Annotated in this window: 7 protein-coding genes, 1 pseudogene and 2 riboswitches; of the genes and pseudogenes, 2 read left to right on the top strand and 6 right to left on the bottom strand. The window is 35.1% G+C overall.

What is annotated here, in order from left to right; all coding sequences use genetic code 11:
- The first annotated feature begins 70 nt into the window (after positions 1–70).
- Positions 71–2,094: pseudogene (locus BTOYO_RS15635) on the top strand (glycosyl hydrolase family 18 protein).
- A gap of 563 nt (positions 2,095–2,657) precedes the next feature.
- On the opposite strand, the gene BTOYO_RS15630 reads toward BTOYO_RS15635, so the two are convergent.
- The 6 genes from BTOYO_RS15630 to BTOYO_RS15605 form a co-directional block, all read right to left on the bottom strand.
- Positions 2,658–3,407 (bottom strand): ABC transporter ATP-binding protein, encoded by a 750-nt coding sequence (locus BTOYO_RS15630; RefSeq protein ID WP_000016055.1) that lies wholly within the window; start codon positions 3,405–3,407, stop codon positions 2,658–2,660.
- A complete protein-coding gene (locus BTOYO_RS15625; protein WP_000715544.1) occupies positions 3,404–4,402 on the bottom strand; it encodes an ABC transporter substrate-binding protein in 999 nt (332 codons plus the stop codon). The genes BTOYO_RS15630 and BTOYO_RS15625 overlap by 4 nt, the downstream gene beginning before the upstream one ends.
- Positions 4,399–5,172 (bottom strand): ABC transporter permease, encoded by a 774-nt coding sequence (locus BTOYO_RS15620; protein WP_001057166.1) that lies wholly within the window; start codon positions 5,170–5,172, stop codon positions 4,399–4,401. The genes BTOYO_RS15625 and BTOYO_RS15620 overlap by 4 nt, the downstream gene beginning before the upstream one ends.
- Complete coding sequence (locus BTOYO_RS15615; protein ID WP_000082908.1) at positions 5,144–5,464, bottom strand: MTH1187 family thiamine-binding protein; 321 nt, start codon at positions 5,462–5,464, stop codon at positions 5,144–5,146. Before BTOYO_RS15615 ends, BTOYO_RS15620 begins: the two co-directional genes overlap by 29 nt.
- 101 nt (positions 5,465–5,565) lie before the next feature.
- Positions 5,566–5,667, bottom strand: a riboswitch (TPP riboswitch).
- Positions 5,668–5,719: 52 nt separating this feature from the next.
- Positions 5,720–9,301: a non-ribosomal peptide synthetase family protein gene (locus BTOYO_RS15610; RefSeq protein ID WP_000761476.1), complete on the bottom strand. Its 3,582-nt coding sequence runs from the start codon at positions 9,299–9,301 to the stop codon at positions 5,720–5,722.
- A gap of 132 nt (positions 9,302–9,433) precedes the next feature.
- The gene (locus BTOYO_RS15605; RefSeq protein WP_000761071.1) at positions 9,434–11,176 is read right to left on the bottom strand and encodes a methyl-accepting chemotaxis protein; all 1,743 of its coding nucleotides are present in this window, start codon (positions 11,174–11,176) and stop codon (positions 9,434–9,436) included.
- A gap of 134 nt (positions 11,177–11,310) precedes the next feature.
- Positions 11,311–11,395: riboswitch (cyclic di-GMP riboswitch) on the bottom strand.
- A gap of 282 nt (positions 11,396–11,677) precedes the next feature.
- Here BTOYO_RS15605 and BTOYO_RS15600 point away from each other — a divergent pair.
- On the top strand, positions 11,678–12,991 hold the full coding sequence (locus tag BTOYO_RS15600) for an anaerobic C4-dicarboxylate transporter family protein (protein WP_000498727.1): 1,314 nt from the start codon (positions 11,678–11,680) through the stop codon (positions 12,989–12,991).
- Positions 12,992–12,999 lie beyond the last annotated feature (8 nt).

The raw sequence follows: 12,999 nt of genomic DNA, 5'->3' as shown, positions 1-12,999 counted from the left end.
GTCTAGATTCACTTTGATTTATCGGCAAATGCCTTTAAATATATCTTTTACCTTGAAAGGGGAAATGACTATGAGGTCAAAAAAATTCACATTACTATTGCTATCTCTACTACTCTTCTTACCTCTTTTTCTCGCAAATTTTATTACTCCAAATCTCGCATCAGCAAATTCACCAACGCAAAACCAAAAATTATTGGGTACTTTCCTTCGTGGGGCATCTACGGACGTAATTATCAAGTTGCAGACATCGATGCATCAAAGCTCACTCATTTAAACTATGCGTTTGCTGATATTTGCTGGAATGGAAAACATGGAAATCCTTCTACACATCCCGATAATCCAAATAAACAAACATGGAACTGTAAAGAATCTGGTGTACCGTTGCAAAATAAAGAAGTTCCTAATGGTACTCTCGTATTAGGTGAGCCCTGGGCTGATGTCACAAAATCTTATCCAGGATCAGGTACAACTTGGGAAGATTGTGATAAATATGCCCGTTGTGGCAACTTCGGAGAATTAAAACGACTAAAAGCTAAATACCCTCATTTAAAAACCATTATTTCCGTCGGAGGCTGGACTTGGTCTAATCGATTTTCTGATATGGCAGCTGATGAAAAAACTAGAAAAGTATTCGCAGAATCAACAGTCGATTTCCTACGTGCATACGGATTTGACGGCGTCGATTTAGACTGGGAATATCCAGGTGTTGAAACGATTCCTGGTGGTAGTTACCGTCCTGAAGATAAACAAAATTTCACGCTCCTTCTTCAAGATGTCCGAAATGCTTTAAATAAAGCCGGTACTGAAGATGGAAAACAATATTTATTAACAATTGCTTCAGGGGCAAGTCAACGTTATGCCGATCATACAGAGTTAAAGAAAATCTCTCAAATACTCGATTGGATTAATATTATGACATATGATTTCCACGGCGGTTGGGAAGCAACTTCTAACCATAATGCCGCATTATATAAAGATCCGAATGATCCAGCAGCTGATACGAAATTTTACGTAGATGGAGCTATTGACGTTTATAAAAATGAAGGTGTACCAGCTGATAAACTCGTATTAGGCGTACCATTTTACGGACGTGGTTGGAAAAGTTGTGGAAAAGATAATAATGGGCAATATCAACCATGTAAACCAGGTAGTGATGGCAAACTAGCATCTAAAGGTACTTGGGATGATTATTCTACTGGTGATACGGGTGTTTATGATTACGGTGATTTAGCAGCGAATTACGTAAACAAAAATGGTTTTGTACGCTATTGGAATGATACAGCTAAAGTACCTTATTTATACAATGCTACTACAGGCACATTTATTAGCTACGATGACAATGAATCTATGAAATATAAAACAGATTATATAAAAACGAAAGGTTTAAGTGGGGCAATGTTTTGGGAACTTAGTGGTGACTGTCGCACAAGTCCAAAATATAGCTGTAGTGGTCCAAAATTGCTTGATACGTTAGTAACCGAATTACTTGGTGGACCTATCAGTCAAAAAGATACTGAATCACCAACGAACGTAAAAAACATTGTGGTTACTAATAAAACCTCAAGCTCAGTCCAATTAAGCTGGACTGCATCTACTGATAATGTAGGAGTTACTGAGTATGAAGTTACTGCTGGGGAAGAAAAATGGAGTACAACATCAAATAGCATTACAATTAAAAATTTGAAACCTAATACGGAATACACTTTTTCAATACTAGCAAAGGACGCTACCGGGAATAAATCACAACCTAATTCTATTATTGTAAAAACTGATGATGCTAACACAACACCTCCTGATGGTAATGGTAAGGCTACATTTTCAGTTACTTCAAATTGGGGAAGTGGCTATAACTTCTCAATTGTAATTAAAAATAACGGCACAAGCCCTATTAAAAACTGGAAGTTAGAATTTGATTATAACGGCAATTTAACACAAGTTTGGGATTCTAAAATTAGTAGTAAAACAAACAATCATTATGTAATTACAAATGCCGGATGGAACGGTGAAATTCCTCCTGGTGGATTCATTACAATAGGAGGTGCAGGAACAGGTAACCCTGCCGAACTTTTAAATGCCGTTATTAGCGAAAACTAGACGTAACATTCTTTAATTGTTTCATTAAAGTTTGAATTTAGGTTTGAATAATCTTTCCTAAATTCAAACTTTTAATTTTGCGAAAAATCACAAATCAAAATTACAATAACCTATTATAATTATATTTAGTTTTCAATATGAAGTTTGCGTGAAGTTCATCTGAATTTTACATGAATTTCCTTTAATTTCTATTGTCTTCCCATACTAATCACCTTATTCTTTATATATAGGAATAATTTTCATTCCATTTCAAGCTATCTATATATACAAAAAGATAGTTGCCTATTAGGGAAAGGCGTCTAATATTATTATAAATATAAACATAATCGCAGAAAAAGCACGCTTATAAGCGCACCATAAGAGTGCTTCTTCATACAATTCTCATGTAAGAGTTCTCGAAAATCATGTTAATCACAAAGAAAAGGCCGTAGCTTATATAAGCTACGGCCTTTTCTTTGTGATTATTTTTAAACGTTCCATTCTTCGATATTCCATACTTTCGTTATCCACGTTTCATAGAAAGAAGCTCATGTGAAACGATTAAAACTGTTAAAAGACTTTTTCTATTTTTTCATATAAGGAGCTAATACACTTAAAATTTCTTCCTTATCCTTCTTTAACTCCAATGATGTTAACATATCCATCGTTCGAGGACGAGGTAATTTCACTTGCACTTCACCAACTATTGATGCTGGTCTTTGAGATAAAATAAATACGCGATCAGAAAGTAAAATTGCTTCATCTAAGTCGTGTGTAACCATAACAATTGTTTGCTTTTCTTGATGCCAAGAATTTAAAAGCCAACTGTGTACTTCCATTTTTGTAAATGCATCTAATTTTCCAAAAGGCTCATCAAGTAGCATAATTGGCTTCTCACATAAGTATGTACGAAGAAAGCTAATTCTTTGGCGCATACCACCAGATAATGCATCAGGATAATGATCCGCATATTCATCTAACTCAAACTGCTTTAATGCTTCCATTCCTTCTGTTAACCTTTGTTTTTTAGATTTCCCCTCAATTTCTAATGGAAGAACAATATTTTGTAAAGCCGATCGCCACGGTAATAATAAATCTTGTTGTGGCATATAGCTTACAACATCTTGTTTTCTCACATGTTCCTCATTATAAAATACCTCTCCACTCGTTGGCTCTTCAACACTCGCAATCATATTTAACAATGTGCTTTTCCCACAACCACTTGGACCGACAAAAGAGACAAACTCTCCCTCCTGTATAGAGGCACTAATATTTGCTAATACATTCTTTCCATCGAAAGATTTCACAATATCTTTTATTTGTAATCCGCTCATTTTTCACTTGGAAGGAATTCATTTGTAAAAGCATCTTTTACATCAATTTTCTTTTTAATAACTTTGTTGTCGTATAAGAAATTCATGTAATTCGTCCAAACTTCTTCCTTCTGTACTCCCCACGCTTTTGCATCATCTTGATACTTCGTACTTAACCACTTTTGACTTTCTTGTACTAATTCCTTATTCACATCTGGAACAGCTTTAATTAAAATATCAGCAGCTTCTTTCGGCTCTTTAATTGCAAAATTATAACCTTCTGTCGTTGCAGTCATAAACTTTTTCACGAAGTCTTTATCTTGCTTCGTATGTTTTTCACTCGTAATAATAACAGGACTATAGAAATCAAGCGCTGGATCTAAGTCTTTCACCATAATCGTATTTAACTCTTTTCCTTGACGCTTCGCTTCAATGCCATCCCATCCATAATAAATCCATTCAAAGTCCGCATCACGACCGATTGATTTGAAGAAGTCTGTTTGTCCTAAGATAATTTTTTCGACTTTATTAAAATCAGCTTGATGTTTCTCCATAATTGTTTTTAACGTTGCTTCTTCTGCTGGTCCTCCCCAGCCACCATAACGTTTACCTTCAAAGTCTTTCGGTGACGTCATATTATCTTTTTTTAGTGATGCAAAAGCAGAGGTATTATGCTGAATAATTGCACCAACAGAAACAACTGGGATTCCTTCAACACGAGCTAATGTTACATTTTCCTGTGCGCTTATCGCAAAATCTGCTTTCCCAGAAGCAATCATCTGCTCTGCTGTGACATTATCACCAGGCTGGATAATTTCTACATCAAGCCCTTGTTTTTTGTAATAGTCTTTCGTTTTCGCTACATATAAGCCAGTATGATTCGTATTTGGAAACCAATCTAAAACAACTTTTACTTTTTTATCTTTACTTGCACTTTCTTCTTTCTTCGCCGGATTACACCCAGCCACACTTACTGCTAATAAAGCAGCTAACATAATTTTTAAACCTTTTTTCATTTTCTGCCGTCCTTTCTATATATCCATGGTGCTGTTATTCTTGCCATAAACTCCACGATAAAATACAGGCATAATGTCACCATGACGATAATTGCTGCAACACCAAATACTCGAGCAGTTAAAAAGGATTTTGTAGCTCTCGTAAGCATAACCCCTAACCCTTCACTTGCACCGAGCCATTCTCCGATAATTGCCCCCATCACGCTATATGTAACTGCAATTTTTAAACCCGAGAAAAAGTATGGGAGCACTGCCGGAAACTTTACTTTCTGGTAAACTTGCCATTTCGTTGCTTTCATTGTTTGCAACAATTTCAACATATTTTTATCTACAGTTTGAAAACCTTCTAAAATACTAAGCGCAATTGGGAAGAAACAAACGAGTATGACGACCATTACTTTCGGCAACATCCCATATCCAAACCAAATAATAAATAACGGTGCAAGTACAACGATTGGAATTGTTTGCGAAATAACGAGCAACGGATTTATTAAAATACGAAATAAAGGTATCACGTCCATAATAATTGCAATACTCGTCCCAAGTAAAATCGCAAAAAATAGTCCGATTATAACTTCCTGCAGTGTTTGCATCGTATTTGGTAATAGTAAATCCTTCATTCCAATTAATTCTTGAACAATGGCAGAAGGCTTTGGTAAAATCCACGGTTCGATTTTAAATAATGAAACAGATCCTTCCCATATCGCAATGAGAAGGATAAGCCAAATTGTTGTAATAAGTTTAGATTGCTTCTGGTTTTGCATATTCATCACGGTACTTCCAAACCTTTTCATCTATCGTTACACCAGTGCTTGGACGATAATGGATTTTAATAGAAGTAATCACTTCTTCAGCTCCAGCATCGACGCAAGCTTGCTGCGCACGTTTCACGACATCAAGAAGTACATCTAATTCTCCTTCCAACGTTGTTTCCATTGCTCCTACTTCATAACGAACTCCCGATTGTTGTATAACTTCAATTGCTCTATCAACAACAGAATATACATCTTTTGTTTTTGCTTGCGGTACTACTGAAAATGACATTGTAACTTGTTGTGACATAATAAAATCCCCCTTATAAAATATGTTTCCAAAAAAAGAAAAGGCTTTCCTACCATGTAGGAAAGCCTTGTATACAAGTTATTCTATAATAACTTATGCTACATCACTTTAAAGTAACTCCCTACGCTGGCATTATCCAGATCAGGTTGAGGGTCGATGTATACTTACATCCTCTCAGCCAATTGGCTCCCCGGTTCTTAATTCGTTCTCATTGTAGCATGATTTATTTTATTGAACAAACAAAAGCGTACATAATCATTTCATTACTTTTGGAAAATATCCAACTTTTTCACCATGAGCTAATAACAGCTGAATAAATTCTTTATTAATCGCTGGCACTATCAGCTCTTTTTTCTTAATCCATTCATTTGTTCTACGAGTACCCATGACAATTTCAGATTGCTGTGCTCCATCTCCTGCAACTTGAGAAGCAATTAACTCTGCTATTTCTTCATTTCCTTTTGCTAATTCAAGCCCGATATTTACATATTCCGAAAGTGGAACCATTTCAAGATTGTATCCACATCCCTCAATTAGCTTTATAAAATGTTCAAATTCAACTTGATGTGGATGACAAATATGTAACGTCTCTCCTACAATTTTTGGATCTTGTAAATACGATACAATCGACTTACTGGCAAAGTCAATTGGTGTAAAATCAACTTTCCACTTCACATTTGGTGCCTTTCCAATTAGAAGCATCGTTTTAATAAGACGATAAAATGCATTTCCTTCAATGTTTTGTTGGAACGAACCCGTTTCTGAATGACATGCTAGGTTACCTGCACGATAAATGTTCCCTCGTATACCGCTCTTCAAAGCTTCACGAACAAGATTTTCCGCCTGTAGTTTACTATCGGAATACACATTCTCTAACTCTACATTATAATTGAAATCACCTGTTTCCATATATGTATCCCATTGCTCTACCGCTAATTCTATCGGAATACCAATTGTAGAGATAAAGTGGAATGTAGCACCATTCTCGGCTAACGCTAGCATACGGCTCGTGCCTTGGACGTTCACATTTTTAAATTGTTTTACATCTCCAAAATGTCTTACATCTGCACCGCAATGAATTACCGTATCGACCTTAGAACTAATTAAAATAAATTCCTCTTCGCTCATCCCAAGATACTCTTCTCCCAAATCACCAGGTACAGCCTGTATACGCTGTAACCACTCTTCACATATATCATTAAAGTAGCTTGTTAATGTATCGATAATTCTTTGTTGCACATCTTTTGTCGGTCTTACTAAACAATAAATGGTAGCAGATGTATCTCTCAATAATTCATATAATATGTGCGACCCCAAATAACCAGTAGCTCCAGTTAAAAAGACATTTGAGATGTTAGTGTCTTCTAAAACATTCGAATAAGTAATAGTATTCGGTTCGTGAATCACCTTATATTCACGAAATACTTCTTCTGTCTCTACTTTTACTTCTCTCTCAATTCTAGCTAATCCATATATCGTTCTTTCTTTAAAGAAATCTTGAATTGTTAAATGTGAAAAATCTTCTTTTAACAATGTTAAGACTCTCAATACTTTCAACGAATGTCCACCAATTGTAAAGAAATCATCATGCACTCCAATTTTTGAAATTCCTAATACCTCTGCCCAAGCTTTCGCTATCTGTTTCTCCGCTTTAATAGAAGGCGCGACATATTCCTGTAGACGAACCGGCTCGTACTTTTCTTCTAATTGAGCTAACTTTTTAACATCAACCTTTTTATTTGGTGTAAGTAGTAGTTCATTAATATAAATTAATTTAGATGGTACCATATAATCCGGTAACTGCTCTTGTAACTGATAAACTAATTCTGGTATTTCCTTTTTGTTCAAAGTTGTATAGAATGCGATTAAATATTGGCTACCTTCCTTGCTCTTCTTAGCAAAAACAGCATTTTCTTTTATATTATGATTTTGAGAAATTTTACTTTGGATTTCTCCTAGTTCAATACGATGTCCTCTAATTTTTACTTGATCATCTTTCCGATGTAAAAACTCTATATTTCCATCCTCTAGCAACTTAACGATATCACCTGTTTTATATATATTAACTATAGGATTAAAGGGGTTCGGAATAAAAGCTTCAATTGTTTTATTAGGCTTATTAAAATACCCTTTTGCTAATCCTACTGAATCTATATATAATTCACCAGGTACACCAATTGGACAAAGATTCATATTCTCATCCAAAATCATAACTTGATAATTAGCACATGGTTTACCAATGGGAATACTCGCAACATCCTCATTTAACTGATTAGGTATTTTATAGGTTGTCGTCACTACAGTACATTCTGTCGGTCCGTATACATTATGAATTTCAACATTTGTACTTATTCTTTCTCTCCACAATTTAATAACCTCTACAGGCAACATTTCACCGCCAATCGCAATTCTTTTCAGGGAAGCTAGCTTATATATATCTTCTTCTGCTAAATAAGTTGCTACTTGTCGAACAAAAATTGTCGCTAATGCCAAGATCGAAGTTGCTTTCACTTTATAGATTGCATTTGCAAATGCTTCTACAGACAATCGCTCTTCCTCTAATAATACATACAAGTTTCCTCCGCAGAATAAAGAAGCAAATGACTCCCATACAGAAGCATCGAAACTAAAGGAAGGAAATTGGGCAAATACATCCTCTTCTGTCAATTCATATTGCTTTTGCATCCAAGTGTACAGATTAACAACGCCTCTATGTGCTAACATCGTTCCCTTTGGATTCCCTGTTGAACCAGATGTATAAATCATATAAGCTACATCATCACAATGAATAGACAACTTTACATCTATATCTTCATAAGTTTCACTATCATACATTGAAACTGTTTGAACCCCATCACATGTTATAGGCGTCTCTTTCATCAATATAACTTTCGCTTGGCTATCTTGAATAATGTACTGTATTCTACTTTCCGGATAATCTGGATCAATCGGAACATACGCTGCACCAGCTTTTAATATAGCTACCATACTTACTACTGTGTCTATGCTACGTTTCATAAATATTCCAACATAGTCTCCTAATTGGACGCCGTTTTTCATTAACATATGAGCTATTTGATTACTTTTTTTATTTAGCTCCTCATAAGTTAAAGTACCTTCCCTTGAAGATAAAGCTATACGATTTGGAAATTGAGTAACAGTATTATAGAACATATCGACGATACTTTTCTCAGGATATACTGCTGTCGTATCATTCACTTGACTATAAAGTGCCATCTCGGCCTCTGTAACAACACTAAAATGTTTTATGCATTTATTAGAATTTTGTGATGTATAAATTAAAACACCTTGTATTTGTTGTGCATAACGAGTAATCGTTGTCTCTTTCCAATTAACGCTATTAAATATCATTTCTACACTTTGCATATTTTTATTGAATACAAATTGTAACGTATTCTTGTCTTGTAGCTCATAATACGTTTCACCAATAATAATAGGTGACATTTCATATAATGTATTACCGTTTTGAAACTCTTCTATTTCTTCCTTATTCATTTCTTTAATTTGTTCCAGTTGCTCTTCAATCTGTAAATTCAAACTTTCATAGGAGAGAAAATTAGAAACTTCAATAGTAATCGGAAATAACCTTCCTCTTACATGATAAAGCACGACAATATGTTTTTCTTTAGAAATATGATATAACCACGTCGCAGTCGCTCCTATTAAATCTACAATATGAGTCAATTTTGGAAATGGTATAGTTTTTCTTTTTATTCCAAACTCTATCTTTTGCGCATCTTTAGGTATTTGAATACTCCCTTCTACTTTCCCTAAAAATTCTTTTACCATCCCATTATAAGAAATCGCCAATTTCATATTTATGTAAATTCCTCTCCTAAATATAATAAAGGTGTGAAAATTCACACCTTCTTTATCCCGTATTAACGGGCAGATTTGTTCAACTCATAATCAAGGGGGCTGCCCCCTTGATTAAAGTTTCACTTTTCCTTATTCGCTTTTAAACTCACCAATTAGCTCTTGCAATTCCTGAGAAAGCCAACTTAAAGAAGTCGCTAATTCTGCAATATCTTGTACTGATATTTCTTGCTCCTTCATGCTTTCTTCAACATTACTACTACTATTCGCATAAGTATTTGCAATATGTGATAATTCATTTACGACTTGAACGATATTCTGGCTATTTTGTAAAATATCACTCGAATTGCCAGAAACAGCTTTCACTTGATTTTTAACAGATTGTGCTGATTTCGAGATTTTTTCAAAGAAAGCACCACTACTTTGAACAAGTGTAATTCCAGATTCTACTTCTTTTGAACCTTTTTGCATTGAAACTACAGCCTCTTCTGTTTCAGCTTGTGTTTCACTAATTAATTTTGCTATATCTTTCGCTGACGTTTCAGTTTGTTCTGCTAATTTACGTACTTCATCAGCAACAACTGCAAATCCTCTTCCAGCTGCTCCAGCACGAGAAGCTTCAATAGAAGCATTTAAAGCTAATAAATTTGTTTGATTTGAAATACCTGTAATTACAGTTACAATATCACTAATTTCTTTTGATCTTGTTTCTAACGAATAAATAATAGAAGATAAATCTTTCACTGCATTTTGGATTAAACTCATTTGATTAATAATTTGTCCAATCACTTCATTACCTTCAATTGAATGTTGCTCCATACCTTCTGAGGCAACCGCAACTTGTTTCGCAGCTCCAGTTATCTCTTCTACCTTATCTTCCATTCCATGCACAATTCCTAAGCATTGTTGGACTGAAGTTTCTTGAGACTGTGCCCCTACTCTTAAACCTTCAATAGAACTTGCAATCTCTTGAACTGCCATGCTATTTTCCTCTGTGCTTGCCGACAATTCATGTGAAGAAGAAGAAACTTGCTCAGCGGTCTGCCTAACTTTATCTATAATCCCTTTAAATTTCTCAATCGTATCATTGAAATAAACATTAATAATTCCAATATCATCTGGTCTTTCTTTTAATTTAATACTTAAGTCACCTTCACCAATCTTACGTAATCCCTCTCGTAAATCTTTTAATGGAGCTAACGAGTTACGTACGATAAAGAATTGAGCAATAGTCGCGATTACTAATGAAATAATAATAAATAGTAAACCCTGTATCAAAAAATTCTTCTTTGTACTAGGAACGATAGAAGCATCTAAATCAGCCGCAACAATTGCAACAATATTGTTTTCTCCATCTTTAATTGGTTCTAATATTGTCACCCACGAACCTAATTCATCTTCATATACTTCTGTCATTTGGGCCTTTTTCGTGTCCATCACTTTATCATATGCATCCATCCAATGAGTCGGTTGTTCATAATAATCTCCCGGCTTTACAGGCACTGCATTTGTTAGCTCTGTAGTCAAACCAACGAGTTGTAATTCTCGTTTTTCATTCGGCTTTGCTCCTGTAACATACGTTTGTCCCACACTTTTTAAACCTTTTGTCACTTCATCTAATTGCTCTGTTAACTTTTCTTTTTTCACTCTTTCGGTTGTAGGATCTTTCGCCATATCTTTAACTAATTCTGTATCCAAGTCATGTACTACTATCTCTCCTGTTTCAATAGACTGCCTTTCAAATAAAGACATCATACTATTTTGAAACAAATTGAAACTTAACGCGCCCATACTTCCAACAAGCGTCAAAATAACTAATACAGTTAATAAGACGTTCTTTTGAAGAAACGATAACTTATGCCAATACTTTTTCATCAATATTCACCTTCCTTAATTACTTAAAACAAAAAAACAAAATATATCAATATTCTGTTTGAAATGATTCTCAATATGTTCGAGAATAAAAAAAGACCAATGTAAAAAGCATTGGTCAAGACCAACCCTATCCGTCCGGTAACTGGCTAGCATAGCCTTTCGACCTTAGCCCCTATAGTTTTGCGCCCTCATGTTTCCATCAGTTTGCCTTTCTCGCTGAACGAGTTGAACGATATGGGAGTTCTATGAGAATTAAATTATTCTCTTTCCAAGGTTACAACATTTAAATTAAAATGTCTACTTATTTAGAGATATAAATATAAAATTCCAATGTATTATTTTTTCGAAATAATTTAACAAAATACGTGAATGTTACTTTTTTTATGTTATATAATAAAAAACGTATATAAATCAAAGATCCCTTCGGATATTTCACTAATTTTCATTTAAATTAAATTATTCGAATATATCTTAACTTATGAATTTCGGAGGTAATTTATCATGTTTTGGCTACAATTTCTTACCTTATTACTCTGCATTTTTATTGGTGCACGCCTAGGCGGAGTTGGCTTAGGAGTAATGGGTGGAGTTGGTATGGCAATACTCGTTTTTGTCTTCCACTTACAACCAACCGCTCCTCCTATCGATGTAATGCTTATGATTTTAGCAGTAATTACTGCCGCTGGTGCTTTGCAAGCCGCTGGAGGAATGGAATATCTTGTTCATCTAGCTGAGAAAGCTTTACGAAAAAATCCAAAGCGCATTACATTTTTCGCACCAATTGTTACTTATTTGTTCACACTATGTGCTGGCACTGGTCACGTTGCCTATTCTGTACTTCCTGTTATCGCAGAAGTCTCTCGTGAATCAGGAATTAGACCGGAACGACCAATGTCAATTGCCGTAATCGCTTCTCAACAAGCAATTACAGCTAGTCCCATTTCAGCTGCCACAGTTGCCCTTTTAGCAATGTTAGCTGACTATAAAATTACCTTATTAGATATTTTAAAAGTAAGTATCCCTTCTACTTTCATCGCTTGTATGGTAGCTGCATTCGTTGCTAGTAAAATGGGGAAAGAACTAAATGAAGACCCTGAATACTTAAAACGATTAAAAGAAGGTATGATTCCTAAGCTTGAAAAGAAAAAAGAATTTGTAGGTGTAAAAGGCGCTAAATTATCAGTTATTCTTTTCCTAGTAGGAACTTTCCTTGTCGTACTTCTTGGTTCATTTGAAGCACTTCGTCCGGGATGGATGGTTGACGGGAAGTTAGTTCGTCTTTCCATGCCAAACACAATTGAAATGGTTATGTTAACCATCGCAGCTCTTATTATTATTTTCTGTAAACCAAATGTAGAAAGCATTGTGTCTGGTAACGTCTTTAAAGCTGGAGCAACAGCGGTTGTTGCTATTTTCGGTATCGCTTGGATGGGAGATACTTTCTTTAACGGAAACTTAAATATGATTCAAGGATCAATTCAGCACTTAGTTACAAGTGCACCATGGCTATTTGCTATCGCATTATTCATTCTATCTATTTTACTGTACAGCCAAGCAGCAACAGTTCGTGCCTTAATGCCACTTGGACTATCTCTTGGTATTCCGCCAGCATTACTGATTGCTATGTTCCCTGCAGTAAACGGATACTTCTTCATTCCAAACTACGGAACAATTGTTGCTGCCATTAACTTCGACCGCACTGGTACAACAGGTATCGGTAAATACGTTTTAAATCATAGCTTCATGATTCCCGGCTTAATCGCAACCTTTACTTCTATCGGAATTGGAATGCTCTTAATTTCAATTATGTTTTAAATAAAAAG

It is taken from the genome of Bacillus toyonensis BCT-7112 (assembly GCF_000496285.1).
Classification (GTDB): domain Bacteria; phylum Bacillota; class Bacilli; order Bacillales; family Bacillaceae_G; genus Bacillus_A; species Bacillus_A toyonensis.
Note: the sequence above shows the minus strand (reverse complement) of the source record. Positions and strands in the feature narration are given on the sequence as shown.

Bases quoted from the DNA above. Each gene is read 5' to 3' on its own strand.
- BTOYO_RS15630 (WP_000016055.1), bottom strand. From the start codon at position 3,407: ATGAGCGGATTACAAATAAAAGATATTGTGAAATCTTTCGATGGAAAG.
- BTOYO_RS15625 (WP_000715544.1), bottom strand. From the start codon at position 4,402: ATGAAAAAAGGTTTAAAAATTATGTTAGCTGCTTTATTAGCAGTAAGT.
- BTOYO_RS15620 (WP_001057166.1), bottom strand. From the start codon at position 5,172: ATGAATATGCAAAACCAGAAGCAATCTAAACTTATTACAACAATTTGG.
- BTOYO_RS15615 (WP_000082908.1), bottom strand. From the start codon at position 5,464: ATGTCACAACAAGTTACAATGTCATTTTCAGTAGTACCGCAAGCAAAA.
- BTOYO_RS15610 (WP_000761476.1), bottom strand. From the start codon at position 9,301: ATGAAATTGGCGATTTCTTATAATGGGATGGTAAAAGAATTTTTAGGG.
- BTOYO_RS15605 (WP_000761071.1), bottom strand. From the start codon at position 11,176: ATGAAAAAGTATTGGCATAAGTTATCGTTTCTTCAAAAGAACGTCTTA.
- BTOYO_RS15600 (WP_000498727.1), top strand. From the start codon at position 11,678: ATGTTTTGGCTACAATTTCTTACCTTATTACTCTGCATTTTTATTGGT.